The sequence below is a fragment of the Duganella sp. Root336D2 genome, assembly GCF_001425005.1.
GTDB lineage: Bacteria > Pseudomonadota > Gammaproteobacteria > Burkholderiales > Burkholderiaceae_D > Rugamonas.
In genome coordinates this window covers 925,089-952,080 of record NZ_LMDB01000012.1, presented here as the reverse complement: position 1 = coordinate 952,080, position 26,992 = coordinate 925,089, and the positions used below count along the sequence as shown (strand labels likewise).

The window sequence follows — 26,992 nt, the reverse complement described above, 5'->3', positions numbered from 1 at the left end:
GTTCACCATGCATAGCCATAACGCAGCGTCACGCGGCTTCGCGCATCGTCCGGCATGATGTCCGAACGTACCACGCGGCCAAGGTCAAGCTGCATGCTGGAATTCCTGTCGATCTTCATGCGTACGCCGATACCGGCGCTGCCCACGTTACGGCTGCGTAACTGGCCATTTGTGGCACGGTTGTAGCGCAGGGCATTGCGGTCGTAATACAGCAACGCACGGCAATGGCGGCCGGCCCCCAGGCAGATATCCGGGGAATACAGCTCGACGTTGCTGCCCAGGCCGCCGTCCCGCAGCGCATCGCGGTGGGCCATCAGGCGCAAGGCCGTCGACGCGGCGGGCGCCAGGCTGTCCTGCAGCGACACTTCGCCTGGGGTGTAATGGGTATTGACGCTGGCGCGCACCATCCAATCGCGCGGCAGGGTCTGTGTCAGCGTGGCCGCCAGGCGCGTGGTCGGGGTGGTGCCGGGCAGGCCGGGCAGGTTCGACTGCGGATAAGCGGTGGCGGAAAAATCAAAGGCAGGCGCATTTCGGTCGCGGTCGCGGTCACGGTCGTGGCTGGGCGGCGCGGCAAGCGCTCCGGTGCAGGCTGCAAGGGCCAGGATCGGCACAAGGCTAGGCTTCATGATCGTTCTCCCGGGCATGCGATTGCCTGGCAAAGGAGCAATTCTTGTTACCTTCAGTTTAGGCCATAAAAGCCCCAACCACAGCTTCATTCTACGCCTGCGCGCGGGCGCGCACCGTTGAGTGTTGCTTATTTGCTGTCGAAATTTGTGACCCCGTCCCAGCCTGGTCCGGGCGGCTGTTCCCGGTAGCGGGCGATGCGTTCCAGGTACAGCGCATACAGCATGTTTTGCGGCGATGCGGCAGCCAGTGGCGCCAGCAATGCCTCGGCCGCCAGCCATTGCTGCGCGCGCAGCAGGGCCAGCGCCTGCTGCCATTGCTGCAGTGCAGCCTGGCCCGCCGCATCGAGCTCGCCTTGCAGGCCCAGCGGCTCGAAGATGGCCACCGGCTCCAGCTTGCCCTTGACCCGTACCAGGTCCAGTTCGCGCCAGGCAAATTCAGGCGCCGCCGCCCGCGTCGCAGCGCCCGCCACGATGCCCGCCCCGTACACCTTGGTGATGCCCTCCAGCCGCGAAGCCAGGTTCACCGCGTCGCCCATCACCGTATAGGCGCGGCGGATGCGCGAACCCATGTCGCCCACGTGCATCGGGCCGCTATTGATGCCGATGCCGATGCGCAGCGCAGGCCAGCCGCGCTGCTCGAATTCCAGGCTCAGGCGCGCCGCCGTGGCTTGCATCGCCAACGCCGTCGCCACTGCCCGCCCGGCATGGTCGCTGCAGGCCAGCGGCGCACCCCAGAACGCCATCACGGCATCGCCGATGTATTTGTCCAGGGTGCCGCGGTGGCGGTCCCGGATTTCTTCCGACATGGCAGTCAGGTAGCGGTTGATGTACTCGCGCAGCTCCTGCGGCGACAGGCCCTCGGCAATGGTGGTGAAGCCGCGCACGTCGACGAACATCACGCTCAGCTCGCGGCTCGCGCCCTCCATGCTGTATTGGGACGGGTCTTCCGCCATCTCCGCCACCAGCTCCGGCGCCACGTATTCGCCGAAGCGCGACACCAGGGCGCGCCCGCGCCGCACTTCGAAGAAATAACCCCAGGCCAGGTTCAGCACGAACAGCGCCATTGCCAGCAGCAGCAAGGTGGCCAGGTTCAGCACCGCGTCATAGCGGCGGTACAACAGGAAGTTCAGGGCCACCGTACCGGCCAGCGCCGCCAGCGACAGCAGGATGCCCCAGGCCGGCGCCAGTACCGGCAACGCCAGCGCCAGCACGCCGCCCAGCACCAGCGCCTGCAGCACTTCGATCTGCGTGGCCACGTCGGGCCGCTGCTTGAAGCTGTCGTCCAGAATCGACTTGACCAGGTTGGCGTGGATTTCCACCCCCGGGTATTCGGCGTTGACCGGGGTCGCGCGCAAATCGTTCAAGCCAGGGGCGCTGGTGCCGACCAGCACGATGGTGCCGGCCAGCAGTTCCGGTTTGGCGCGCCCTGCCAGCACGTCGGCCGCCGCCACATAGCGGAAAGCGCCGCCGGCCGGGCCGCCGCGTCCGCGGAACTGCACGGTATTGGTCAAGCCTTCACCGACCGGGATGCGCAGCTTCCCTTCGCTATGGAACAGGGCAATCGCATCCAGCCCGCCGCCCTGGCGCTCGGCCGCGCTCAAGGTATCGACACTACCCTGCCACAACGGCGCAATGGCGCGCCCACCCAGTGCTGCCGACACCGTGGCCAGCGCCAGCGTCGGGTAGTAACCGTCGCCGATGCGCTGCAGCAGGGCCGAGGAACGCACCAGGCCATCGCTGTCGACCAGCGCGGTAAAGATGCCGGCGCCTGCCGCTGCCGCTTGCAAGGGCGCGATATTGGCTTCATAGCCTTGCGCCGTGTAGGCGTCCAGCGTGCGCCCGTTCAGGCTCTCAACCGTGAACGCAGGCGCCGGCAGCACGCCCTTGCGCTGGCTGCCCGACAGGCTGTAACCCAGCACCACCGGCTGGCCGCGCATGGCAGCGGCCAGCCGGCCGTCGTAATCGAGCTGCGGCTGCAGCCCGGCCAGCGCGCGCGCCAGTCCCGGCACCTGGCGCAATTCGCCCTGCGCCAATTGTTCCAGTACGCCGTAGCCGGAGCTGGTGTCGGGCTCGGGGAAGGAGATGTCGAAGCCCACCGCCGCCACCTGGTAAGGACCGGTCAGTTGTTCGACCAGGCGCGCCACCTTGTCGCGGCTCCAGGGAAAGCGCCCCACTTCGGCCAGGCTGCGCTCGTCGATGTCGACGATGACGATGCGCGGATCGAGCTCTGGCACTTCGAGCCGCATGCGCAGGCCGGCGAAAAAGCTGTCCATGCGCGCCAGCGATTCCGACGGCAGCAACTGCACCAGCTGCAGCAGCGCCAGGGCCGTGAGCGCAAGCCCCAGCAGCCAGCGCGCACCGTAGCGTCGCAGCAGGCGGCGCATCACGGCGTGTATCCGGGGATGCGCGACTCGTCGACCGCGTCGACCTGGCGCGGGTCCATGTATTGCCGTGCGAATTCCAGGTAGACCTTGCGGCGGATGAAGATATCGAACAGGTCGGGATCGATATGCCCGTTCAGGCTGAACTTGCCCAGGATGTCGAGCGATTCGGACAGCATCTTGCCCTTCTTGTATGGCCGGTCGCGCGCAGTCAGGGCCTCGAAGATGTCGGCGATCGCCATCACGCGCGCCGGCACCGACATCTGTTCGCGCACCAGCCCGCGCGGATAGCCCTTGCCGTCCATCCGCTCGTGGTGCCCGCCGGCGTATTCCGGCACGTGCTGCAGGTGCTGCGGCCAGGGCAGCGATTCGAGCATGCGCACCGTGACCACGATATGGTTGTTGATCACTTTGCGCTCGGCCTCGGTCAGGGTGCCGAAACGGATGGTCAGGTTTTCCACCTCTTCCTCGCTGAGCAGGGCTTGCTCCTGACCGTCCGGGCCGCGCCAGCGCCGCCGGGCGATCCGGCTGACGCGCTGCTGCGCTTCGGGCGCCATGCCCTCGCCGCCGATATTGGCCTGGCGCAGGAACTCACGCTCGGCGCGCAACTGCTCCTGCTCCGCCGCCAGCGCCGCCTGCAGCGCCGGGCCGTCGCCGCCATCGAGCTCGGCGCGCAAGGCGCGCAATTCGGCGTCGCGCAGCAGCACCTCATAGCGCGTGTCGAGCAAGCCGATACGGTCGTAGATGGTCTGCAGCTTGGTCGCCTTGTCCACGACGTGCACCGGCGTGGTGATCTTGCCGCAATCGTGCAGCAGCCCGGCCAGCCATAGCTGCTTGCGCTCGCCTTCCGACAGGCGGAAAGCGGCCAGAGGCCCGCTCTCGGCAGCATGCGCAGCATCGGCCAGCATCATGGTCAATACCGGCACCAGCTGGCAGTGGCGGCCGGTATACGGAGACTTTTCGTCGATGCCGATGTTGATCAGGTTGACCAGCGCTTCCAGCAGTTGCTCGAGCTGGGCCACCAGTTGCTGCTTGGTCAGCGCCACCGCCGCCTGCGCTGCCAGCGCCTCGATGAAGCGCTGGTCGGTGGCGCTGAACACGCCGTCCGCATTGCCCGCGTTGACCAGCTGCAGCACGCCCAATAGCTGTCCTTCGTGGTCGCGCAGGGGCACCGTCAGGATCGAGCGCGTGCGGTAGCCAAAGCGCTGGTCGAACTGGCGCATGCCGGAGAAATTGAATTCGCCGGCCTGGTAGACATCGTCGATGTTTACCGCGCGGCCCTGGTTGGCCGCGTAGGCGGCTACCGAATCGAGCTTGGGCATGCCGGCCCCGTCCACCAGCGGCACCGGCGCTATGTCGATGGCGCCGCCGCTGCCGCCGCCCAGGTGCAGGCCCAGCGTATCGTTGACGGCGATATGGAACAAGAGCTTGGTGCGCCCGGCATCCGGGCGGTACAGGGTGCCGCCATCGGCATGGGTCAAGTGCTTGGCCGCCAGCAGGATGCGCTCGAGCAGTACCCCGGTATCCTGCCCGTCGCCCAGGGCGACGCTCAGTTCGGTGAGCTGTTCCAGCCGCGCCGCAAGCTGGGTCGGGGTCAAGTCTTCCATGCTTGAAGTGTATCCCTGCCGCGCCGGCGCACACAAGAATCTGCCTGTAACGGGCAAAAAAACGCTATGATCACTCTTGCCAATTCGACTAGCTTTTTAACAGGCAATCAAGTCAACAACACCAGGGGCCTTCGATGAAATTCAAGTTCTGGGGGGTGCGCGGTTCCATTCCCTCCCCCGGGCCGCGAACCGTGCGCTACGGCGGCAATACCACTTGCATTGAAGTACGCAGCGACGACGGCACCTTGATCGTGCTCGATGCCGGCACCGGCCTGTTCCCGCTGGCGCAAGCCCTGCTGGCCGCCCCCCAGCGTCCGATCGAAGCCAACCTGTTCATCAGCCACAGCCACTGGGACCATATCCACGGCCTGCCCTTTTTCTCGCCCTTGTTCGTGAAAGGCAGCCGCTTGCGCATTCACGGCGCCGGCGACCCCGCCATCGGCAAGGGCATCGAGCACGTGATGGGAGTGCAGCTCCAATTCAGCTATTTCCCGGTCGGCGAAGCGCAGATGGATGCCACCATCGAGTACCGCACGCTGGCGCCGGACGAAGCGGTGGAAGTCGGCGATGCCCGCGTGCGCCACGTGCTGATGAACCACCCGGTCACCGACCTCGGCTACCGCATCGACTGCAACGGCAAATCGCTGTTCTTCACCGGCGACCATGAACCGCCCGCCGACGCCGGGCACGCAGCCGCCATCGACGCCCTGGTGCAAGGCGTCGATGTCCTGGTCGCGGATTGTTCCTACACGCGCGACGAATACCCGGCCAAGGTGGGCTGGGGCCACGGCAGCTTCGACAGCGCGCTGGCGCTGGCGCTGCGCTGCGGCGCCGGCAGCCTGTATTGCACCCATCACGAACCGACCCGCAGCGACGACGAGCTGGAAGCGGTGTTCGCCGAAGTCATGGCGCGCCACGCCGGCCAGCTGGGCGGCCTGCAAGTATTCCTCGCCTACGAGGGACTGGAAGTCAACCTATGAGCAAAGCATGAGCGAATACGATCAACAGCCCGCCTCCGGCGCCGAGACGGAGCGCCGCCTGGCCTTCTTCCGCAAGCTGCAGGCCGTCACCACCAAAATCCACGCCACCAGCAACCTGGACGAGATCATGCTCGACCTGGGCATGGAGTTCTGCGACCTGTTCGAATGCGACCGCTTCACGCTGTATGCCATGGACCACGAGAAGAACTACATCGTGTCGAAGGTGAAAACCGGCATGACCAGCTTCCGCGACCTGAAGCTGGCGCTCAATCCCTCCAGCATTGCCGGCTATGTGGCCTTGTCGCGCCAGACCCTGAACATCCGCGACGTCTACGACGCCGACGAACTGCGCAGCATCTCGCCCGAGCTGCATTTCCAGCAGGGCGTGGACCAGCGCACCGGCTACCGTACGCGCCAGATGCTGGTGGCGCCGCTGGTGTCGCTGGCGCACGACAGCCTGCTGGGCGTGGTCCAGTTCATCAACACGCGCGACGGCGCGCCGTTCTCCTCGATCGCGCTGGAAGGCGTGCGCCAGTTGGGCGACACCCTGGCCGTGGCCTTCAGCCAGCGCCTGAAAGCGACACCGCTGCCGCGTACCCGCTACGATGCGCTGGTGGCCGACAGCGTGCTGTCGCCGCAGGAGCTGGAGCAGGCCCTGCGCAGCGCACGCGAAAAAGAAACCGATGTCGAAGCCGTGCTGGTGCAGGACTTCCACGTCAAGCCCGCCGTGCTCGGCGCCGCCCTGGCCAAGTACTACACCATCCCCTACGAGCCGGCGCGTCCCGACCGCGTGCGCCCGGCCGACCTGCTGAAGAAACTGCCGCTGCAGTACCTCGAAGAATCGGGCTGGGTGCCGCTGGAGGAAAACCGCGACGGCCTGCTGGTGCTGACCATCGATCCCGACCGCATTACGCAGTCGCACATCGTCAACCAGGTCTTCCCGCGCCTGCACGTCAACTATCGCGTCACCACGCGCGCCGAATTTGCCCAGACCCTGGCGCAGTTCTTCGGCGCCGGCGGCTCGGCCAGCGTGGATGAACTGCTGTCGGGCATGGGCAACGATGGCGAAGACGAAGGCGATGCGCCGCAGGAAGTGTCGGAGGCGGTGGAGAACGAGCTGGTCAAGCTGCTCAACAAGATCATCATCGATGCCCACCGCCAGGGCGTCTCGGACATCCACATCGAACCCTTGCCGGGCAAGGGCAAGACCGGCATCCGCTTCCGCAAGGACGGCGTGCTGGTGCCGTATATCGAGGTGCCCGCCTCTTTCCGCGCCGCGATGGTGGCGCGCATCAAGATCATGTGCGACCTCGATATTTCCGAGCGCCGCAAGCCGCAGGACGGCAAGATCAAATTCAAGAAATACGGGCCGCTCGACATTGAACTGCGCGTGGCCACCATCCCTTCCGCCGGCGGCGTGGAGGACGTGGTGATGCGCATCCTGGCGGCCGGCGAACCGATCCCCCTCGAGAAGCTGGGCGTGCTGCCGGCCAACCTGGACCGCTTGCGCGCCACGGTGGAAAAGCCGTATGGCCTGTTCTTCGTCTGCGGCCCGACCGGCTCGGGCAAGACCACCACGCTGCACTCGGTATTGAATTACCTGAACACGCCGGAAACCAAGATCTGGACCGCCGAAGATCCGGTGGAGATCACGCAGAAAGGTTTGCGCCAGGTGCAGGTCAACCGCAAGGCCGGGCTGGAATTCGCCACCGTGATGCGGGCTTTCCTGCGCGCCGACCCCGACATCATCATGGTCGGCGAGATGCGCGACAAGGAAACCGTAAGCATGGGCATCGAAGCTTCGCTGACCGGCCACCTGGTGTTCTCCACCCTGCACACCAACAGCGCACCGGAGTCGGTGGTGCGCCTGCTGGACATGGGCATGGACCCGTTCAATTTTGCCGATGCCCTGCTCGGCATCCTGGCGCAGCGCCTGGCCAAGCGCCTGTGCGTCAACTGCAAGCAGTCCTGCCATCCCGGCGAAGCGGAACTGGACCTGCTGCTGTCGGAATATTGCGAAGAGCTGCAAAACACCAGCGCCTTCCAGGGCAACGCCCTGTCCGCGCGCCAGCAGGTGCTGGCCGGCTGGCGCGAGCGCTACGCCGACGCCGAAGGGCGCTTCACGCTGTACCGGCCAGTCGGCTGCGAGCAGTGCAACAAGGGCTACCGCGGCCGCGTCGGCCTGCACGAACTGATGATCGGCACCGACCGCGTCAAGAAGCTGCTGCAGGAACATGCGCGGGTGGCGCAGTTGCTGGCCGCCGCGCTGGAGGATGGCATGCTGACGCTTAAAATGGACGGGATCGAAAAGATCCTGCTCGGGATTACCGATATCAAGGCCGTGCGCCAGGTGTGCATCAAATGATTTCCCATACTTTCCTGGGCGTCGCCGACTTCGACGCAGCCTTCCGTTTTCATGGCGCCGTGATGGCGGCGCTGGGCAACAGCCTGCGTTTTCGCGACGAGACACGGCCCTGGGCCGGCTGGCAGCCTGCCGCAGGCGGCCGCCCGCTGTTCCTGATCGGCAGCCCTTACGACGGCGCCCCCGCCGCGATCGGCAATGGCCAGATGGTGGCCTTGCTGGCGCCCTCGCGCGCCGCGGTCGATGCGGCCTACGCCGCCGCACTGGCAAACGGCGGTGCGTGCGAAGGTCCGCCCAGCCTGCGCCCGCACTACCACGCCAACTACTACGGCGCCTACTTCCGCGATCCCGACGGGAACAAGCTGGGCGTGGTCTGCCACGATCCGGCTTAAAGGGCTTTCTCGAAGCAGGCCGCGGCGGGATTGCCGGCGTAGCGTCCGAAATTCTCCGTGCGCCGGTAGCCGTGCGCCAGGTAAAACCGCACGGCGCGCGTGTTCACCAGCCGCGTTTCCAGCCGCAGCGCGCGATAGCCGATCAGGCGCGCTTCCGCTTCCAGCCACGCCAGTACGGCACTGCCGATGCCCTTGCTGCCGGGCCGCGCATACATGCGCTTGATCTCCGCCACGTTGTCGTCCAGCGGCCGCAACGCACCGCAGCCGACTGCCCGGCCTTGCGCGTCGCGCGCCAGCGCGAAGCGGCCGGCCGCGCCGCGTGCGTCTTGCGCGCTGAACCGGGTGCGGCCGCTGTCGCCGGTCAGCGCCCGCAGCGTGCCGTCCAGCTCCGCCATCAGCGCGACTGATTCCGGGGCGCCCGGATCGGCCGCCGCCACGCGCGGCAGCAGCTTGTACATGAAGGTTGCTGCGCCCAGGCGGCCATCGGGCATGGTGGCGAACTGGGGGATCTCGCCGCAGCGTTGGTAGCCCAGCTTCAGGTACATGCCTTCGGCCGGTTCGCCGCTGCAGGTATCGAGGACCAGCAGCGTGCGGCCCTGTTCGCGCGCGACCGCTTCGGCGTGCAGGACCAGTGCCTGCGCCAGGCCTTGGCGCCGTGCACGCGGGTGCACCAGCATCTTCGACAGTTCGGCGCGATGGCGGCCATTCGGCATGCCGGCCAATACCAGCTGCAGCGTCCCGTCGATCCGGCCGTCATCGCCGCGCACGATGAACAGGCGGCGCTCGCCGCGCTCTGTCGCGCTGTGCAGGCCCTGCCAGAACGCGCGCGTCTCTTCATGCGGGCATGGCAGCTCGAAGCCGACACTGGCGCCGGCCAGCACGCAGGCCCGCAGTACTTCCGCCAGTTGGTCGGCGTGCGCCAGCAGGCCGGCGCCATCCAGTTCTTCTATGGTTCGCATATCGCAATCAGGTAATGGGCCGATTCGGGGCCGGGACAGGAAAAGCGCGTCGCGCCGTACAGGTGAAAGCGCAGGCAATCGCCCGGCTGCAGCCGGTGCGTGCTGCCGTCGATGGTGTAATCGAGCGCGCCGGACAGCATCCACATATGCTGCTCCAGGCCGCGCACCGGCGGTTGCGCGTAATCGATCACTGCGCCGGGCGGCAGCCGCCCCTCGATCATCTCCGCCTTGAAGCCGCGCGCCGGCGGCGATACCATGCGGCGCACGAAGCCGGTGGCAGGATCGTGCCATTGCGCCTGTTCCTGGCGGCGGATCAATTGCACCGGCGCCAGCTCGACTTCCGCGATCAGGCGCGACATCGGCATGCCATATACGGCGCACAGCTTGCCCAGCATTTCCGCCGTCGGGCTGGTTTCGCCGCGCTCCAGGCGCGACAAGGTGGCGCGGCTGATGCCGCTGTGCGTGGCCAGTTCTTCCAGCGACAGCGCACGCTCTTCGCGCAAACCGGCCAGGCGCCGCACCAGGCGGTCTTCAAATGAATTTCCCATAACTGGGAATATATCCCAATTCTGAGACACTGTCGACAAAATAAAGGGGCGCCGCAGCGCCCCTTCCGGAATTACATGATGTGCTTACCGACCCACCAGGCCACCGCCGCAACAAACGCGGAAGCCGGAATGGTGAAGATCCACGCCCACACGATATTGCCCGCCACGCCCCAGCGCACGGCCGACATCTTCTGCGCCGAGCCGACGCCGACGATCGCGCCGGTGATGGTGTGGGTGGTGGAGACAGGCACGCCCCAGAAGGACGCCATCAGCAGGGTGATCGCACCGCCGGTTTCGGCGCAGAAGCCGCCCACCGGTTTCAGCTTGGTGATCTTCTGGCCCATGGTCTTGACGATACGCCAGCCGCCGAACAGGGTGCCGAACGAGATCGCGCCGTAGCAGGACACGATGACCCACACCGGCGGCGCCGTGTCGCCGGCAGCCACGTGGCCGGAAGCGATCAGCAGCATCCAGATGATGCCCATGGTTTTCTGCGCGTCGTTGCCGCCGTGACCCAGCGAATAGCCGGCCGCGGACACCAGCTGCAGGCGGCGGAACCAGCCGTCAACCTTGCGCGGCGTCGACTTCACGAAGACCCACGACACGATCAGCATGATCAGCGAACCAAGCACAAAGCCCAGCAGCGGCGCCACGACGATGAACACCACCGTCTTGATCAAGCCGCCGGAGATCAGCGCGCCGGTGCCGGACTTGGCCACCGCCGCACCCACCAGGCCGCCGATCAGCGCGTGCGAGGACGAAGACGGAATGCCGTAGTACCAGGTGATCACGTTCCAGACAATCGCCCCGATCAGCGCCCCGAAGATCACATAGTGGTCGATCACCGTGGGTTCGATCGTACCCTTGCCGATGGTGGTGGCCACTTTCAGGCCGACCACGAAGATCGCGACGAAGTTGAAGAAGGCAGCCATCATCACGGCGGTCTGCGGTTTCAGCACACCGGTGGATACCACCGTGGCGATCGCATTGGCGGCATCGTGGAAGCCGTTCATGAAGTCGAACACCAGTGCGAGGAAGACCAGTGCCCCCAGCGCCCAGATGCTAATTTCGAGGTTGCTCATGAAATGATCTTTTTAATTATGCGTTTTCGACGATGATGCCTTCGATGATGTTGGCAACATCTTCGCAGCGGTCGGTGACGGTTTCCAGGATCTCGTAGATCGCCTTCATCTTGATCAGGTTGCGCACATCCGGTTCATCGCGGAACAGCTTGGACATGGCAGCGCGCATCACGTGGTCGGCATCCGATTCCAGGCGGTCGATTTCTTCGCAGATGCTGACGATCTTGGAGGCGTTGTCCATGTTCGACAGCAGGGCCACGGCATCCTTCACCTTCTCGCAGCAAGCCAGCACCAGTTCGGCCAGGCGCTTGGCTTCCGGGGTCACGGAATGCAGGTCGTACAGCGATACGGTCTGGGCGGCGTCTTCCATCAGGTCCAGGATGTCGTCCATGCGGGTGATCAGCTTGTGGATGTCATCGCGGTCGAGCGGGGTGATGAAGGTTTTGTGCAGCAGGTCTACCGCCTGGTAGGTGATCTTGTCAGCCTGTTTTTCAATGCTTTCGATGGCGTGGACACGGTTTTCCAGGTCGTCGAAGTTGGCCATCAGGCCCAGCATTTCTTTGGCGCCCTTGACGCAAAGTTCGGCATGCTGGTTAAACATGTCAAAGAATTTGCCCTCCGAGGGCATCAAGCGTCCAAACATTTTTGTTCTCCGTTGGTTGATTCGTTGGTACTGCAGCATGGCCACCCAGCGTGGCCCGCCTGGTAATCAGTCGCCTTGGTAGATCGACAGGTTACCGGTGTAATTGCCAAACTTGGTGTACGCACCGATCCAGGTCAGGCGGATCGCCCCGATTGGACCGTTACGCTGCTTGCCGATAATGATTTCGGCGGTGCCTTTATCCGGCGAGTCCGGGTTATAGACTTCGTCGCGATACAGGAAAATGATCACGTCGGCGTCCTGCTCGATAGCGCCGGATTCGCGCAGGTCGGACATGACGGGACGTTTATTGGGACGTTGTTCCAGCGATCGGTTCAGCTGGGAGAGCGCAATGACGGGGCAATGCAGCTCTTTGGCCAGGCCCTTCAGGGAGCGCGAGATCTCGGAGATCTCGGCCGAGCGGTTGTCGCCCGGCTGGCTGCCCTGCATCAGCTGCAGGTAGTCGACCACGATCAGGCCCAGCTTGCCGCATTGGCGGGCCAGGCGGCGCGCACGGGCGCGCATCTCGATCGGGTTCAGTGCCGGGGTCTCGTCGATATAGACCTGGGCGTCATTCATCTTCTGGATGGCGTGCGTCAGGCGCGGCCAATCCTCGTCGATCAGCTTGCCGGTACGCAGGCGGTGCTGGTCCAGCATGCCTACCGAACCGAGCATACGCATGGCCAGCTGCACGCCGCCCATCTCCATCGAGAACACGGCGACCGGCAGGCCGGCCTCCACCGCCACGTTTTCGGCGATGTTCATCGAGAAAGCGGTCTTGCCCATGGATGGACGCCCCGCCACGACCACCATGTCGCCCGGCTGCAGGCCGGAAGTCATCCTGTCCAGGTCGGTCCAGCCGGTCGGCACGCCGGTGATTTCGGAGCCGCTATCGCGCGAATACAGTTCATCGATGCGCTCCACCACCTGGGTCAGCAGGGGCTGCACCGGCAGCCAGCCGGCGGCGCCGCGCGAGCCGGCTTCGGCGATGGCAAAGATCTTCGATTCCGCCTCGTCCAGGATCTGCTTCACTTCCTTGCCTTGCGGGCTGAAGGCATTGCCCGACACTTCGTCGGCTACCGTGATCAGCTTGCGCAGCACGCCGCGGTCGCGCACGATTTCGGCATAACGGCGGATATTCGCGGCCGAGGGCGTGTTTTGCGCCATGGCGTTCAGGTAGGCCATGCCGCCCACCTCTTCCGCCTTGCCCAGCATGCTGAGCGCTTCGAACACGGTTACCACGTCAGCCGGCTTGCCCGAGTTAATCAGGCGCACCATCTGCTCGAAGATGATGCGGTGGTCGTAGCGGTAGAAGTCTTCCGCATTCATGAAGTCCGCAATACGGTCCCACGCCGCGTTGTCGCGCAACAAACCACCGATGACAGATTGCTCTGCCTCGATCGAGTGCGGCGGGATGCGGAGGGAATCGACTTGTGGGTCGGACTGGGGTGCGGCGTTCATGGCGCGCATTATACCTGCTTCGGCAACGCCGTAAGAATCCCTGGAAATAAAAAAAGCCGGGCGAACCCGGCTTTTTTGCTGTATTTACGACGCTGATTAAGCAGCTTCGCCAACAACAGCTACGGTCACTTCCGCCACGACGTCGGTGTGCAGGGCCACGGCCACTGGGAACTCGCCGGTGGTCTTCAGAGGACCGGTTGGCAGGCGCACAGCGGACTTTTCCACTGCGAAGCCAGCTTTGGTCAGGGCTTCAGCGATGTCGAAGTTGGTCACGGAACCGAACAGACGGCCGTCAACGCCGGCTTTCTGCGATACGGTCACGGTCATGCCGTTCAGCTTTTCGCCTTGGGCTTGGGCAGCAGCCAGCTTGGCGGCAGCAGCTTTTTCCAGTTCAGCGCGCTTGGCTTCGAATTCAGCAACAGCAGCAGCGGTAGCGCGGCGTGCCAGTTTCTGAGGGATCAGGAAGTTACGGGCGTAGCCGTCTTTCACTTTCACCACGTCGCCCAGGTTGCCGACGTTAACAACTTTTTCCAAAAGGATGATTTGCATATTATTTCTCCAGGATCTCTGATCTGATCGCTAATTAAGCGTGGTGCAGATCGGTGTACGGCAGCAGGGCCAGGTAGCGGGCGCGCTTGATCGCGGTGTCAACTTGACGCTGGTAGTGCGCCTTGGTGCCGGTCAGGCGTGCTGGCATGATCTTGCCGTTTTCCTGGACGAAATCTTTCAGGGTGTCTACGTCTTTGTAGTCCACTTGCTCAACGTGAGCTGCGGTGAAGCGGCAGAACTTCTTGCGCTTGAACAGTGGATTTTGTTGCTTGCGCTTTTCTTTCAGCTTGAGCTTGTTTTTGTCGAACTTTTTACCGAATGCCATTTTAGGCTCCTGTATTTAAATGTGCGCTGCTTGGGCAGCACGAAAATCAATGATGTGAAACACCAGGGTTCTGCTATTGCGGTTCTTCTTGGCCAGGAAACCGGTGAACTCGTACAAGCCTCCAAGGGGCGCCTGACTGAAGCGTTTTGACAACTCGCCTGCCGCAACGGCAGGGATCTCAAACTCGCTCAGTCGGGCAATGCCTGCCTCTGTCTGCTGCGAACTGTGCTGCAAGCTTGCATTCACAATCGGCAGGCCGGCCGGGGTGTAACGAATTTCATCCCGTTCGGCAATCAGGGCGGTAACCCGGAGCTGGTTGTACAGACCGTCTCCTGTCAGGAATTAGGCCGCTGCAGGAGCTGCTGGGGCTTCGGCGCGATGGCTCTTGGCCGCGTCTTCACGCTGGACCGACTTCATCATTGGGGAAGGAGCGGTTTCCGCTTTCTTCATCTTGACGGTCAGGTGACGCAGCACGGCATCATTGAATTTGAATGCGGTTTCCAGCTCAACCAGGGTCTCGTTGTCGCACTCGATGTTCAGGCAGATGTAGTGTGCCTTGGCCAGTTTCTGGATCGAGTAAGCCATTTGACGGCGGCCCCAATCTTCAACACGGTGCACGTTACCGCCGCGCGAGGTCACGCTGGCTTTGTAACGTTCGATCATCGCGGGCACTTGCTCGCTCTGGTCCGGATGGACGATAAATACGATTTCGTAGTGACGCATTAATAACTCCCTTAAGGACTGTGAATATAGCCCACCCCGGCGTCAAGACGGGTGTGGGAAGAGGTAAGCCCGCAAGCATAGCAGACTTTGCCGGCCGGCTCAAGCTTTACTGATGGCGCGCAAGGCCCCTTTCCCCCGGGCTGGCATGCTGGGCCATGGACCGCCCCGACCTCGCATGGAAGCTGATCGCCAGCCGTTATCCGGCCGATTTCCTGCGGCTGTTCTTTCCTGATGTCGCCGCGAGCATCGATTGGGGCCACGGTTATCGCCTTCCCGACCACGAACTGGCGCCAGCCAGCGATAGCGCGGCAGTGGCCCCGCGCCATCCCGATGTGATCATTCTTACCACAAATCGGGATGGACGCGACCTTTGCCTCCATATCGAAATCCAATGCTGCCGCCAAGCAGGATTCGACCGGCGCATGGCGGAATACCACACTGCCTTACGTGCGCGTTTTGGGCTGCCGGTCATCAGCTTGGCCTTGCTCGCCGACCCCGGCCTCCACTGGCGCCCCGAACGGTTCGACAGCAACGAGGCCGGGAGCGGATTTTCCGTTCAGTTCCGCGTCGCCAAGTTGATGGATTTTCGCGACCGGCTCGAAGAACTTGCGGCCACCGACAACCCGGCAGGATTCACCGCCCTTGTCCACTTAAAGCTGCGCCAGACGCGCCACAATCCAGCGCGACGCGAGCCAACCAAAGAATTACTGGTGGGACTGATGCACGAAAAAGTATGGCTCGTCGATGAACTTTTCGTGTTGCAGGCAGTCTTAGACTACATGATCCCGTTACCGTCGAAGTGGCAAAGGAGATTACCCATGGATATCGACGATCTGCTCAGGCTGCAGCCCACGCTGCCCAAGAACAGCCTGAATTACATGCTAGCCGAAAACATCCGCAAGACGCTTGCCAGGGAGGGCGACAGGGTGCGCAAATCAGCTGCGGCCGAAGGCCATGCCGAGGGTCACGCAGAAGGTATGGCTGAAGGTATGGCTGAAGGTAAGGCTGAAGGTAAGGCTGAAGGTAAGGCTGAAGGTAAGGCTGAAGGTAAGGCTGAAGGTATGGCCGAAGGCGAACAGCTCGGATTGAGACGCGGCAAGGTAGAGTTGCTGGCGGCGCAACTTGCCAGCCGTTTCACGCCGCTGCCTTCATCCGTACTCTCCCGCCTGCGCCAGGCGAGCCCGGAGCAGCTGGACGCCCTTGGGCTGGCAGTGTTCGAGGCCGAATCCCTTGCCGAAGCGCTGGCCAAAGCCAGGCTAAGCCCCTGACGCGTCGCCAGGCGCCGCGATCACGGCCCGCCGCGCATTGGTCGATCGCAGGATTCCGACCAGGAATCCAAGCCCCGCAGCGAACCAGACTGCGGAAGCCATGGCATCGAATGTCCATACGCGTTCAGGAAATCTGTACAAATAAGGCAACACCAGCAAGCCACGCAGCAGGCAAACAGCAGCCACGGTCCCTTGCACCATCTGCGCAAAAGGCAGCCAGCGCAGCAGGCCGGCCCCCGCCAACGCATACAAGGCGCAAACCAGCATCAGCACGCCAATTGCCATCGCACCAGTCGGTGCCAGCAACCCGCCGGCTTGTGCCGAAGCCACTACCTTGGGCGGCGCCTGCAGGAACGCATACCATTCGGGGCCGAGCAAAGGGGCCACAAAATGGATCAGGGCACCGAACAAAGAAATCCCCGCCGCCAGCAAGAAAGCAAATCGTCCCATCCCTGCCCTCCAATGGTTGTCGAATCGACATTAAGCCGAATATTTTCTGCCGATGCAACAAATTTGCTTGCAATTCGATCCACACTGTACAAAAATACAGACTGTCTATATTCACAGTTCACCATAGCGCCATGATCAAGCTCACAGCACGACAAGAACAGATTCTCAACCTGATCAAGGATGCGATCGACAACACCGGCTTCCCGCCCACTCGTGCCGAGATCGCGGCGGAACTTGGCTTCAAATCCGCCAACGCCGCGGAAGAACACTTGAAAGCCCTGCAGCGCAAGGGGGCTATTGAAATCACCGCCGGCACCTCGCGCGGCATCCGCCTGACCGGCAACTTCGGCGGCGCCTCGACCGGCACCGCCGCCCCACGCCAGTCAGCGCGCGCCAAAATCGAATTTGACGACATGCCAGCCGTACCGGCCGGCATGCTGGTCTCCCTGCCGCTGATCGGCCGCGTGGCCGCCGGCTCGCCTATCCTGGCGCAGGAAAACCTGGAAACCACCTACAACGTCGACCCCAAGCTGTTCTCGGCGAAGCCGGACTTCTTGCTGAAGGTGCGCGGCGAATCGATGCGCGACATCGGCATCATGGACGGCGATCTGCTGGCGGTGAAAAAGACTGACACTGCCCGCAATGGCCAGGTCGTCGTGGCCCGCATCGGCAACGATGTCACGGTCAAGACCTACCGCAAGACCGGCAGCAAGATCGAACTGCTGCCTGAAAATCCGGACTTCAAGATCATCACAGTCAGTCCGGAAGACGACTTCGCGCTGGAAGGCCTGGCCGTCGGCCTGATGCGGACCTGGCACTGATGCCATCCTTCAAGGCGCGGCTGATACCCCAAGTAGCAGCACTGCCATAGGCCCGATGCCGCCATGGCTGTTCTGCGCAACCAACCGCATTCGCGCCCTGCCCGGCTGGCGCCATCCTTACGGCATGCCCGGCGCCGTGACGTTTTAAGCCAGCCTGCTCCCCGATTCCTGCAGCCTGTCGCACTCGGCTGCCACGGCATGGCCCGCCCGAGTTATCCTTCTTGTATCGAAAAAAGAGGAGATAACATGCACTTCCGCCGTATCAGCTCGATCGTGTGCGCCTTCGCATTGTCGGCTTCCACCGCATACGCCGCCGCCCCGCAACAACAATTCGCCAATATGGGCGACCTGCAGCTTGAAAACAAGGCCACCATCAGCGACTGTTCGATCGGCTACCGCACCTTCGGCACCCTGAATGCCGACAAATCCAATGTCATCCTGTTCACAACCTGGCACACCGGCACCAGCCGCGATGCGGCCGGCATGCTGCAAAGCGGCGCCCTGTTCGATCCCGCACCGTGGTACGTGATCGTGGTCGATGCCCTGGGTAACGGCGTGTCTTGCTCACCATCCAACAGCAAGGCGCAGCCCGGCCCCTCCTTCCCGCAATTCACGGTACGTGACATGGTCGCCAGCCAGTACAAGCTGCTGACCGAAAAGCTGGGCATCAAGCACGTGCACGCAGTGATGGGCTATTCGATGGGCGGCATGCAGGCTTTCCAGTGGGCCGCCAGCTACCCTGGCTTCATGGACGTTGCGATCCCGATCGCAGGCACCCCGCGCCTGACATCTTCGGACATGCTGTTCCTGCGCATCGTGGAGAAATCGGTTCTCGACGAGCCGGCTTATGCCGGCGGCCGCTACGCCAGGAACCCGCCGCTGCCGATGTATAACCTGCTGTTCGCGATGAACTTCGACAGCCCGGCACATCGCAGCGCGCGCACCGCGCCGAAGGACTTCGAAAGATTCTTCCGCGAGAGCCAGGCCTCCGAGCCTGACAGCACGGACGCCAACAACTCCCTGTGGCAGATCCGCGCCGTACTGGGCCACGATATCTCCCAGGGCGGCAAGCTGGAAGAAGCGGCGCCACGCATCAAGGCGCGGCTGGTCCCGATCAACGCCGCGCAAGACCACCTGGTGAACCCTGGCCCTGCGATTGCCTTCGCCAAGTTGCGCAAGGAAGAAGCCACCGTGCTGGACACCGACTGCGGCCACGCGGCACTGCGCTGCGCCATGCCAGCCATGAAGGCAGTTGTGGAAAAAGCGCTACGCTAGCCCTGCCGCCTGTCCCGCCAATCCTGCATTTCGTCGCAGCCACGCTCCCCGGGTGGCTGCGCTGACTTACAGTCATCAAAAACACACCACCACCGGGGAGATTTCATGTTCAAGCCTTTGTGCATCGCAGCCGCGATGCTGGCAGCGCGATCCGCGTTCGCCTTCGACAACCAGACCAACCACTACCGCCTGAGCATCGACAAGGATGCCCAGCGCGCCCACGTCGAAGCCGACGTCTGGGTCGAGGGCCGTGAACTGGTGCTGTTCAATTGCATGCCGATCCCGCAACTGAAGAATGGCCAGGCCGACCTGATCGAAAAGCTGGCCGTGCGCGACATGGCCGGCAGCGCCGTCGCGCTCAACGATAAAGGCGAAGGCGAATACGAGGTCGATGGCGACCGCCGCCTGCGCTTGTCCTACGACATCCGGCTGGAACACGACAAATACCAGTGGCCGGGCGGGAACGAAGAAGTGTCCTATCACACCGACGAAGGGCTGATGTCGGTCGGCTACCCGCTGTTCATTGTGCCGGGCGTGAAAATGCACGGTGAAACCGAAGTCGCCTTCGACCTGCCAGCGGGCTGGAAAGCCAATACCCCGTGGCGCAGCGCCGGCAAGGCGGCTACCTTCGTCGTGGATTCGCGCCGCGAACTGGTAAACAACGCCTTCTTCTTCGGCACGGCGCGCTCGGAAACCTTCAAGGCCGGCGGCGTCGAAATGACGCTGGTGATGGGCAAGCAATACTGGAAGCGCCGCGACGCCTTCATCTCCATGATCGACAAACAGATGAACAGCTACCGGAAGCTGTACGGCCGCGGCCCGGTCGCAGACCGCTTCCTGATCGTGGTCAACCAGGGTGATAGCGGCGACGGCGGCGCTTTCGCCGGCTCCTTCAGCCAATACCTGAAAGACGATGGCAGCGAAGTGGCGCGCCCGATCTGGGGCAAGGTGATGGCGCACGAATTGGCCCACTTCTGGGACGGCCACTCGCTGGTGCCGAAAAACGAAAGCGAAGAGTGGTTCAAGGAAGGCGTAAACGACTACGTCACCGTGGTCACCATGGCGCGCAACAAGCTGATGGACCGCACTATGCTGATCCAGCAGCTCGAGAACCTGGCGCGCGGCCAGAACGTGGCGCGCAATGTGCAGGGGCTGACCGTCACGGTGCGCGAAGCGGTAAAGGACAAACACCGCAACTGGCTGCTGGTTTACGGCGGTGGCACCATTGCGGGCCTGGCGATGGACGTGGAACTGCGCAAGGCAAGCAAGGGGAAGGTCAGCCTGGACACGCTGCTGCACGAGATGTACAAGGAATTCGGCCAGAAGGGCAAGGTGTACGAGCAGGCCGACATCGTGCGCATCGGCAAGGTGATCGGCGGCGTCGATCTCGACCCGCTGTTGAACAACATCGTCGCCACCAGCAAGGCGCCCGACCTCGCGTCCCTGTTCAAGGACATCGGCCTGCGCCTCGAGCAGTTCGGCATGCTGGAAACCTACCTGCTGCGCGATCCGGCAGCTAGCGCCGAGCAGAAGGCCCGCTTCAGGGCCATTTTCGGCACGCCTTACTGAAGCGGCGTCGCCAGGTAAGCATATGCACAGTGCGCCGCGCGCACCGCCATCTCCTCATCGGTCATGGCCGCTGCGCCGTGCCAAAGCGACTCCTGGTCCAGGGTATAGCTCTGGATCGTACATGCCATACCCGTGACGGCGAAATGCACAGCGCTGCGCTTTGGCGTATGTCGAACCTCGGTGCGGTGCCGCATCAGCAAATCGACCATCAGTTCCACGTTCATGCGCATGATCTCACGCGCATCCTGGACGAAACCGGTGTCGGAATCGCTTTCCATGAAGCGCATCAGCGCCCGCAATAAGTGAGGATATGCGCGGTACTGCTCCAACAGCTGCGTAGCCATCTGCCCCAGGCTTTCCGCCAGGCTGGTACGCGAGATCTTTTGCGCAGCCTGGGCCTGGTTTGACTCGTTGCTGCTTCTCAGGACCTTGAGGAAGGCCGCTCGCAGCAGGGCTGATTTATCTGCAAATCGGCGATAGACGCTGGCCGGTGCCACTTGTGCCAGCTCGGCGATGCGCGGAATGAGCGCGGCATCCAGCCCCTCCTCTTCCAGTAGCTGCAACGCCGCATTCAGCAGGCGCTCCTCCGTATCGCGGCTGCGCTGCTGGCGCGCCGGGGTCATTTGCTTGTCCATGCCGCAAAGTATAGACATTTTCGGCGAAAAATGTAAAAGTGAATTCGCATTCACATTCATATTTTTAGCAAGGAAATCCCATGTCCGTGCTGTCCACCATCTACGCCTTCGCAATCTGCATCCTCCTGCCGCTGGTCGAAGCCGCCTCATCGCGCCGGCTGAAGGCCGACAGCGATAGCGCAAGCCGGCGCGCAAGCTATCGCAAGGACATCGCCATGCTTTGGCTGATGACCGGTGCAGCAGCATGGCTCAGTGCCCCGGCCAGCCTGTTCGAGGCCCCGGGCAGCGTGGATGGCATGGCGTGGCTCACTACTGGTGGCGCCATTGCACGCTGGCTGGTGCTGGGCAGCGCACTGTTGCTGGCCGCCGTGATGGCTGCGCAGGCCGTGTATTGCCTGTTCAATGCCCGGTTCCAGCGGCAATGCGAGGCCGCCGCACAGTCCTTGAAATTCATGCTGCCGGTCGGAACGCGCGAACGGCGCTGGTGGATCGTTCTCGCAGTGTCGGCGGGGGTCTGCGAAGAACTGGTGTACCGGGGCTTCCTGCTCACCTGCTTTGGAGAACTGGGGCTGGCTTGGGCATGGCTGCTCAGTTCTGCTGCTTTCGGGCTGGCGCATGCCTACTAGGGCGCCATTGCGGCCCTGCGCGCGGCTGTCGTCGGTGGGATATTGGGTTTGGTGGCGATCGCCAACGGCCATCTGGCGCTGGCGATCGTATTGCACATTATGCTGGACTTGCTACCGCTGGCCTACTACCGGCCGGCCGCGGAATCAGTCGAGGGCGCTGCGGAAGTCAGCGATCAGGTCGTCGGTGTCTTCGATGCCGACTGACACGCGGATCAGGGAATCGGCAATGCCCATGGAGGCGCGGCGCTCCGGGCCCATCTCGTAGAAGATGGTGTGCGAGACCGGAATGACCAGGGTGCGGGTGTCGCCCAGGTTGGAAGTCGGGATCGCCAGCTTCAATTTGTTCAGGTAATCGAAGCAGTCGATGCCGTCTTTCAGCTCGAAACTCAGCAGCGAACCAAAGTCCTTGAACAGCTCCGCTGCAATGCCATGCTGCGGATGCGATTTCAGGCCCGGGTAATACACGGCCGCCACGCGCTGGTCGGCTTCCAGCATCGCGGCCAGCGCACGCGCGTTGGCGGAAGCGCGGTCCATGCGCAGCGCCAGCGTCTCGGCGCCGACCGCAATATGGTGCGCGGCTTCCGGCGCCAGCGAGGCGCCGAAATCACGCAGCGCCTTGGCGCGGATCTGCACCAGGCCCCACTGCACTGAAGGGTTCTTCTTGTAGTTTTCGAAGATGTTCGGGAACCGGGTCCAGTCGTAAGCGCCGGTGTCGGTCAACGCGCCCCCAAGCGCGTTGCCATGGCCGCCAATCGACTTGGTCAGCGCGTTCACTACCAGGCCTGCGCCCACGTCCTTGGGACGGAACAGGTATGGCGACGTCATCGTGTTGTCGACGACGTACAGGATGCCGCGCTGCGCGCACAGCTCGCCGATGCGTTTCAGGTCGGCGATCTGGGTGCGCGGGTTGGCAATGGTCTCCACGAACACCATGCGCGTTTCAGGCTTGAGCGCGGCGGCCACATTGGCCACGTCGGTGGCGTCGACGAAGTCCACGCCCACGCCCTGCCCCGCCACGGTTTGCCACAGCGAGTTGGTATTCCCGAACAGGAACGACGACGACACGACATGGTCGCCGGCACGCAGCAGCGCCTGGAACACGGCGCCGATGGCGCCCATGCCCGTGGCAAAGCAGATCGTGCCCACGCCCTGCTCCATCTTGCTGACCTTATCCTCCAGCGCGGCAACCGTCGGGTTGCCCTGGCGCCCGTAGCGGAAGCCCGGCTCCTTGCCCTGGAAGACCGACGCCAGCTGGCGCGCGTCGGCATAGCCGAAGGTCACCGAAGTGTGGATCGGCTTGTGCAGCGAGCCGTGTTCGATGCCTTTCTGGCGGTCGTTGTGCAGGATGGTGGACGTGAAGCCGTAGTTCTTCATCAGGATTCCGATGCAGTGTTAAGGTTCAGCTGCGTGCGGGCCGCATCTTCAGCAACCTTGGCCTTGGTCGGGTTGTGGCGCGCCTGTTCGATGCGGTCCAGGTACTCGGCCGACACGTCGCCGGTGATGTACTTGCCGTCGAAGCAGGACGCCTCGAATTCAGTCAGCGCAGGATTGACGTCGGCGATGGATTTCTTCAGGTCTTCCAGGTCCTGGTAGACCAGCGCGTCGGCGGTGATCTCTTCGCAAATTTCCTGCACCGTGCGGCCGTGGGCGATCAGCTCGTCGCGGGTCGGCATGTCGATGCCGTACACGTTCGGGTACAGCACCGGCGGCGCGGCGGAGGCGAAGATCACTTTCTTGGCGCCGGCTTCGCGCGCCATCTGCACGATTTCGCGCGAAGTGGTGCCGCGCACGATGGAGTCGTCCACCAGCAGCACGACCTTGTCCTTGAATTCGTCGCCGATGGCGTTCAGCTTCTGGCGTACGGACTTCTTGCGCATCGCCTGGCCCGGCATGATGAAGGTGCGGCCGATGTAGCGGTTCTTGATGAAGCCTTCGCGGTAATCCACGCCCAGGCGCATCGCCAACTGGATGGCGGCCGGACGCGAGGAGTCGGGGATCGGCATGACGACGTCGATGCCTTCGGCCAGGCCTTCGCGCTTGATCTTGTCGGCCAGGTATTCGCCCATTTTCAGGCGGGTGTTGTAGACGGAGGCGCCGTCGATCACGGAGTCGGGACGCGCCAGGTAAACGTATTCGAACACGCATGGATTCAGCTTCGGTGCCGCGGCGCAGATCTGCGCGTGCAGGTTGTTGTCCATGTCGATGAAGATCGCCTCGCCCGGCAGCACGTCGCGCACGAAGCGGAAGCCCATGCCTTCCAATGCCACGGATTCGGAGGCAATCATGTATTCGGTGCCTTCCGGCCCTTCATTGATGCCCAGGCACAGCGGGCGGATACCGTTCGGGTCGCGGAACGCCAGCATGCCGCTGCCGGCGATCTGCGCCACCGCCGCATAGCCGCCGCGCACGCGCTTGATCAGCACAGTCACCGCCTGGAAGATATTCGCAGGGGTCAGGGTAACGCCGGTCGATGCCTTCTGGATTTCGTGCGCCAGCACGTTCAGCAACACTTCCGAATCGGAGTCGGTGTTGATGTGGCGGCGGTCGATCTTGAACATCTCGTCCTTGAGCTGTTCCCAGTTGGTCAGGTTGCCGTTGTGCGCCAGGGTGATGCCGAATGGTGCGTTGACGTAGAACGGCTGCGCTTCTTCTTCGCTGGAAGAACCGGCGGTCGGGTAGCGGCAGTGGCCGATACCGGAGGTGCCGTTCAGCGAACGCATGTTACGGGTGCGGAACACGTCGCGCACCAGGCCATTGGCCTTGTGCATGGAGAACGTGTTGCTTTGGTTGGTTGCGATACCTGCCGCATCCTGGCCGCGGTGCTGCAACAGCAGCAGCGCGTCATACAGCATCTGGTTGACTGGTTGGTGGGATACGACGCCGACGATGCCACACATGGTGTGCTCCTAAACTTGGTGCTGCGGATTTAAAGAATTCTAAAAATGGACATGCTCCGCCATCGCGGCGGGCAGGAATGGTTTCACGGTACGCACGCCGGATTCCGCCATGGGACTCAACAGCGCGTTCTTCCAGAATTCCTGCTTGGGCATCGTGGTCATCCCACACAATATGACGCCAACCAGCACAATCACAATGCCGCGGCCGAACCCGAACAGGGCTCCCAGGCCGCGATCGGCGAACGACAGGCCGCCCGCCTCGATCAGCGCATTGATTGCCATGGTCAGCAAGGCCATGAGGATGAGCACTCCGACAAACAGTGCAATGAAGGCAACGATCAGGCGCACTACGGCGCCCGGCAGGGCTTCCGGCAGCATGTCAGCCAGCCACGGGCCGTAAGCATTGGCGACCACGAAGGCGACGATCCAGCCGGCCAGCGACAATACCTCTTTGATCAGGCCGCGCATGGTACTAATGACGATGGATGCGATCAGCACGAAAATAACCAGGTAATCGAAAATCGTCACGTCAGCGCAGCCTCAAATCGTCAGTCAGGCCGGGGTAAGGCTGCCGCTCAGGCCCAGTTTGCCCAGTTTGGCTTTGACCTTTTCGGCTTCTTCCTTGTTCGGGAACGGGCCGACCCGCACGCTGGTCAATTCACCGTTTGCGGTATTGACCTTTTGCGCATAAGACTTGATGCCGGCCTCGCCCAGCTTGCGCTGCAGCTCGTCCACTTTATCCTTTGCGGCGAAGGCGCCAACCTTGATCACGTACTTGGTTAAGGGCGCTGCTTCGGCTGGCTTGCCCTCCAGGATAGCCATGGCGCGCGCATCGTCTGAATGGGCAGGCTTGGCTTCCGCTTTAGGCTCCGGTTTCTTTGGCTCCGGCTTCGGTTCGGGGTGCTTCACCTCGGCCTTGGCGACTTTGGGCTCGGCCGCTTTTGGCGGCTTCGCAGGTTCGGTCACGGCCGGCCTGGCAGGCACGTTGACAATTTCCTCGCCCTTATCCAGGGACGAACCGGCTGCGGCGACCGGGCCAACGGTGCGCGAGCTCGGTGCGGCAGCAGACGGCTTGGTGGTGGCTGGAGCCGGCGCGGGCGGCTGCGCGATGGCAGGCGCCGGTGCGACGGCAGGGCCGCCATTCAGCGGCTCGCCCGGCTTGTCCTTGGACGGCATATTGATCGCGATATCGGAGACCGACGATTTAGGCTCGGAATCGAGCAGCATCGGCAGGCCGATGGCAACGGCCAGCGCCAGCGCGATCGCGCCTACCAGGCGGCGGCGCGCGCGTTTCTTCTCGGGCAGTACAGGATCTTGGGTATTTTTGCTGCTGTTGCGGCGCGGCGCCGCGTCGGCGCCAGCGCTGGATGCGCGCTTGGAACGGGCCTTTTCGTCGAGAGCCCTGTCGTCCTGTGCGCGGTAGTAGCCGCTGTCTTCACCAGCAGCATCTTGCTTGTTTTTGCCAAATTTCGATAACAAGCCCATGCGGAATTTTCTCAGTGGAGTGAGGATTTTTTCGCCGCCATGACGCCGGCGACAGTCAGGAATGATCCAAAGACCACAATTCTATCATTCTCGCCCGCCCTGCCCATCGCATTTGCGAATGCTTGACCTGGGTCATCGAAAATATTAGCGGTTTTTTCGCCCATTTTCGGTTCAATTGACTGCACCTTGGCGGCCAGTTCGGAAGCGGTGGCCGCGCGCGGCGATGGCAAATTGGTAAGGCACCAATGGTCGACGCATGGCGCCATGGCCGTGATCACGCCATCGATATCCTTGTCATGCATGGAACCGAACACCGCGAAGGTGTAAGGGCTGAAACCCATATTGCCGACGTTTTGCGCCAGCGCCGCCGCAGCGTGCGGGTTGTGCGCCACGTCATAGATCACGGTCGGGCGGCCGGGCAGGACCTGGAAGCGGCCCGGCAGCTCCACCATTACCAGGCCGGTACGCACTTCCTGGGCGCCGACCGGCAGTTCCATCTTCAGCGCTTCCAGCGCTGCCAGTGCCGCGCAGGCGTTCAGCAGCTGGTTGGCGCCGCGCAGGCCGGGATAAGCCAGGGAATTGCGGCGCTGTGAACGGCCGCCGTAGTTCCACTGTTGCTTGTCGCCGGCGTAATTGAAGTCGCGGCCCATCAGCCACAGGTCGGCGCCGATTTCCATGGCGTGATCGATCAGGGACTGCGGCGCTACCGGGTCGCTGCAGATGGCAACTTTGCCAGTGCGGAAAATGCCGGCCTTCTCAAAGCCGATCTGTTCGCGCGTGCCGCCGAGGTAATCGACATGGTCGATATCGACACTGGTCACGATCGAGACGTCGGCGTCGATCACGTTGACCGCGTCCAGGCGGCCGCCCAGGCCCACCTCCAGGATGACCACGTCCAGCGTCGCTTGCGACATCAGGTGCATGATGGCCAGCGTGGTGAACTCGAAATAGGTCAGCGAGATATCGCCGCGCGCCCGCTCCACGAAAATGAAACTCTCCACCAGCTGCTCGTCGCTGGCCAGGTCGCCATTCAATCGCGCACGCTCATTGAAGTGCAGGAAGTGCGGCTTGATATAGAGGCCGACCCGGTAGCCGCCCTGCAGCAGGATCGATTCCAGCATGGCGCAGGTCGAGCCCTTGCCGTTGGTGCCGGCCACCATGATGACCGGGCATTTGAAAGCCAGCGCCATGCGTTGCTTGACAGCGCGCACGCGGTCCAGGCCCATGTTGATAACGGTTTCGGCGTGGCGCGACTCGATCAGCGCAAGCCATTCAGGGAGGGTATTCGGGAGATTGGACATTGTCGCCAGGGAGGGATTTTTGGGCGCGCA

Annotated in this window: 27 protein-coding genes; 8 read left to right on the top strand and 19 right to left on the bottom strand. The window is 63.2% G+C overall.

The window, feature by feature from the left end:
• Window positions 1-2: 2 nt before the first annotated feature.
• The 3 genes from ASD07_RS14505 to ASD07_RS14495 all read right to left on the bottom strand — a co-directional run bounded on the left by ASD07_RS14505 (window position 3) and on the right by ASD07_RS14495 (window position 4,614).
• Window positions 3-626, bottom strand: a complete 624-nt coding sequence (locus ASD07_RS14505; RefSeq protein WP_055931275.1) for a hypothetical protein — start codon at window positions 624-626, stop codon at window positions 3-5.
• A 128-nt stretch (window positions 627-754) separates the two neighbouring features.
• Window positions 755-3,010, bottom strand: coding sequence for a CHASE2 domain-containing protein (locus tag ASD07_RS14500; protein WP_200953806.1), 2,256 nt, complete (start codon window positions 3,008-3,010; stop codon window positions 755-757).
• Window positions 3,010-4,614, bottom strand: a complete 1,605-nt coding sequence (locus ASD07_RS14495) for an HD family phosphohydrolase (protein ID WP_055931270.1) — start codon at window positions 4,612-4,614, stop codon at window positions 3,010-3,012. Before ASD07_RS14495 ends, ASD07_RS14500 begins: the two co-directional genes overlap by 1 nt.
• Window positions 4,615-4,748: 134 nt before the next feature.
• On the opposite strand from ASD07_RS14495, the gene ASD07_RS14490 reads away from it, so the two are divergent.
• From ASD07_RS14490 to ASD07_RS14480, 3 genes are read left to right on the top strand one after another with little or no spacing between them, the layout of a single operon-like run.
• Window positions 4,749-5,594 carry an MBL fold metallo-hydrolase gene (locus ASD07_RS14490; RefSeq protein WP_055931267.1) on the top strand — a complete coding sequence of 282 codons (846 nt, stop codon included), beginning with the start codon at window positions 4,749-4,751 and terminating at the stop codon, window positions 5,592-5,594.
• Window positions 5,595-5,601: 7 nt separating this feature from the next.
• A complete protein-coding gene (locus ASD07_RS14485) occupies window positions 5,602-7,959 on the top strand; it encodes a GspE/PulE family protein (protein ID WP_055931264.1) in 2,358 nt (785 codons plus the stop codon).
• The gene (locus ASD07_RS14480) at window positions 7,956-8,348 is read left to right on the top strand and encodes a VOC family protein (RefSeq protein ID WP_055931261.1); all 393 of its coding nucleotides are present in this window, start codon (window positions 7,956-7,958) and stop codon (window positions 8,346-8,348) included. Before ASD07_RS14485 ends, ASD07_RS14480 begins: the two co-directional genes overlap by 4 nt.
• On the opposite strand, the gene ASD07_RS30170 is transcribed toward ASD07_RS14480, so the two are convergent.
• The 9 genes from ASD07_RS30170 to rpsF form a co-directional block, all read right to left on the bottom strand.
• A complete protein-coding gene (locus tag ASD07_RS30170; RefSeq protein WP_082507314.1) occupies window positions 8,345-9,307 on the bottom strand; it encodes a GNAT family N-acetyltransferase in 963 nt (320 codons plus the stop codon). The genes ASD07_RS14480 and ASD07_RS30170 overlap by 4 nt on opposite strands.
• Window positions 9,295-9,855: a helix-turn-helix domain-containing protein gene (locus tag ASD07_RS14465; protein ID WP_055931257.1), complete on the bottom strand. Its 561-nt coding sequence runs from the start codon at window positions 9,853-9,855 to the stop codon at window positions 9,295-9,297. Before ASD07_RS14465 ends, ASD07_RS30170 begins: the two co-directional genes overlap by 13 nt.
• A 71-nt stretch (window positions 9,856-9,926) precedes the next feature.
• Window positions 9,927-10,937, bottom strand: coding sequence for an inorganic phosphate transporter (locus ASD07_RS14460; protein ID WP_055931254.1), 1,011 nt, complete (start codon window positions 10,935-10,937; stop codon window positions 9,927-9,929).
• A gap of 16 nt (window positions 10,938-10,953) precedes the next feature.
• Window positions 10,954-11,580, bottom strand: a complete 627-nt coding sequence (locus ASD07_RS14455) for a DUF47 domain-containing protein (protein ID WP_055931252.1) — start codon at window positions 11,578-11,580, stop codon at window positions 10,954-10,956.
• Between the two features lie 66 nt (window positions 11,581-11,646).
• Window positions 11,647-13,038 (bottom strand): replicative DNA helicase, encoded by a 1,392-nt coding sequence (locus ASD07_RS14450; protein WP_055931884.1) that lies wholly within the window; start codon window positions 13,036-13,038, stop codon window positions 11,647-11,649.
• 96 nt (window positions 13,039-13,134) lie between these two features.
• Complete coding sequence (gene rplI / locus ASD07_RS14445) at window positions 13,135-13,587, bottom strand: 50S ribosomal protein L9 (protein ID WP_055931250.1); 453 nt, start codon at window positions 13,585-13,587, stop codon at window positions 13,135-13,137.
• A 34-nt stretch (window positions 13,588-13,621) separates the two neighbouring features.
• Window positions 13,622-13,912, bottom strand: a complete 291-nt coding sequence (gene rpsR, locus ASD07_RS14440; protein ID WP_028104935.1) for a 30S ribosomal protein S18 — start codon at window positions 13,910-13,912, stop codon at window positions 13,622-13,624.
• Window positions 13,913-13,927: 15 nt separating this feature from the next.
• Window positions 13,928-14,236 carry a primosomal replication protein N gene (gene priB, locus ASD07_RS14435; RefSeq protein WP_055931247.1) on the bottom strand — a complete coding sequence of 103 codons (309 nt, stop codon included), beginning with the start codon at window positions 14,234-14,236 and terminating at the stop codon, window positions 13,928-13,930.
• An 18-nt stretch (window positions 14,237-14,254) separates the two neighbouring features.
• Window positions 14,255-14,635, bottom strand: coding sequence for a 30S ribosomal protein S6 (rpsF, locus tag ASD07_RS14430; protein WP_028104933.1), 381 nt, complete (start codon window positions 14,633-14,635; stop codon window positions 14,255-14,257).
• A gap of 155 nt (window positions 14,636-14,790) precedes the next feature.
• Between rpsF and ASD07_RS14425 the strand changes: the two genes are divergently transcribed.
• Window positions 14,791-15,903, top strand: a complete 1,113-nt coding sequence (locus ASD07_RS14425) for a DUF4351 domain-containing protein (RefSeq protein WP_055931244.1) — start codon at window positions 14,791-14,793, stop codon at window positions 15,901-15,903.
• Here the strand turns inward: ASD07_RS14425 and ASD07_RS14420 are convergent.
• On the bottom strand, window positions 15,892-16,353 hold the full coding sequence (locus ASD07_RS14420; protein ID WP_055931241.1) for a hypothetical protein: 462 nt from the start codon (window positions 16,351-16,353) through the stop codon (window positions 15,892-15,894). The two genes, ASD07_RS14425 and ASD07_RS14420, sit on opposite strands and share 12 nt — an antisense overlap.
• 131 nt (window positions 16,354-16,484) lie before the next feature.
• Between ASD07_RS14420 and lexA the strand changes: the two genes are divergently transcribed.
• From lexA to ASD07_RS14405, 3 genes are all read left to right on the top strand, one after another.
• Window positions 16,485-17,174 carry a transcriptional repressor LexA gene (gene lexA, locus ASD07_RS14415; protein ID WP_055931238.1) on the top strand — a complete coding sequence of 230 codons (690 nt, stop codon included), beginning with the start codon at window positions 16,485-16,487 and terminating at the stop codon, window positions 17,172-17,174.
• Window positions 17,175-17,420: 246 nt separating this feature from the next.
• A complete protein-coding gene (locus tag ASD07_RS14410) occupies window positions 17,421-18,449 on the top strand; it encodes an alpha/beta fold hydrolase (RefSeq protein WP_055931235.1) in 1,029 nt (342 codons plus the stop codon).
• A gap of 105 nt (window positions 18,450-18,554) precedes the next feature.
• Window positions 18,555-20,018, top strand: coding sequence for a hypothetical protein (locus tag ASD07_RS14405; RefSeq protein ID WP_055931229.1), 1,464 nt, complete (start codon window positions 18,555-18,557; stop codon window positions 20,016-20,018).
• Here the strand turns inward: ASD07_RS14405 and ASD07_RS14400 are convergent.
• Window positions 20,012-20,653 carry a TetR/AcrR family transcriptional regulator gene (locus ASD07_RS14400; RefSeq protein ID WP_055931226.1) on the bottom strand — a complete coding sequence of 214 codons (642 nt, stop codon included), beginning with the start codon at window positions 20,651-20,653 and terminating at the stop codon, window positions 20,012-20,014. The genes ASD07_RS14405 and ASD07_RS14400 overlap by 7 nt on opposite strands.
• A gap of 80 nt (window positions 20,654-20,733) precedes the next feature.
• Between ASD07_RS14400 and ASD07_RS14395 the strand changes: the two genes are divergently transcribed.
• Window positions 20,734-21,279: a CPBP family intramembrane glutamic endopeptidase gene (locus ASD07_RS14395; protein ID WP_055931223.1), complete on the top strand. Its 546-nt coding sequence runs from the start codon at window positions 20,734-20,736 to the stop codon at window positions 21,277-21,279.
• A gap of 144 nt (window positions 21,280-21,423) precedes the next feature.
• Here the strand turns inward: ASD07_RS14395 and ASD07_RS14390 are convergent, their stop codons facing one another.
• Genes ASD07_RS14390 through folC form a run of 5 tightly spaced genes read right to left on the bottom strand, consistent with a single transcriptional unit; the run spans window position 21,424 to window position 26,962 of the window.
• Window positions 21,424-22,653 carry a cystathionine gamma-synthase family protein gene (locus ASD07_RS14390; protein ID WP_055931220.1) on the bottom strand — a complete coding sequence of 410 codons (1,230 nt, stop codon included), beginning with the start codon at window positions 22,651-22,653 and terminating at the stop codon, window positions 21,424-21,426.
• Window positions 22,653-24,176, bottom strand: a complete 1,524-nt coding sequence (purF, locus tag ASD07_RS14385) for an amidophosphoribosyltransferase (RefSeq protein ID WP_055931217.1) — start codon at window positions 24,174-24,176, stop codon at window positions 22,653-22,655. Before purF ends, ASD07_RS14390 begins: the two co-directional genes overlap by 1 nt.
• A 39-nt stretch (window positions 24,177-24,215) precedes the next feature.
• Complete coding sequence (locus tag ASD07_RS14380) at window positions 24,216-24,704, bottom strand: CvpA family protein (protein ID WP_055931214.1); 489 nt, start codon at window positions 24,702-24,704, stop codon at window positions 24,216-24,218.
• A 24-nt stretch (window positions 24,705-24,728) separates the two neighbouring features.
• Window positions 24,729-25,661 (bottom strand): SPOR domain-containing protein, encoded by a 933-nt coding sequence (locus ASD07_RS14375; protein ID WP_055931211.1) that lies wholly within the window; start codon window positions 25,659-25,661, stop codon window positions 24,729-24,731.
• An 11-nt stretch (window positions 25,662-25,672) separates the two neighbouring features.
• Window positions 25,673-26,962 carry a bifunctional tetrahydrofolate synthase/dihydrofolate synthase gene (gene folC / locus ASD07_RS14370; RefSeq protein WP_055931208.1) on the bottom strand — a complete coding sequence of 430 codons (1,290 nt, stop codon included), beginning with the start codon at window positions 26,960-26,962 and terminating at the stop codon, window positions 25,673-25,675.
• Window positions 26,963-26,992: the final 30 nt, after the last annotated feature.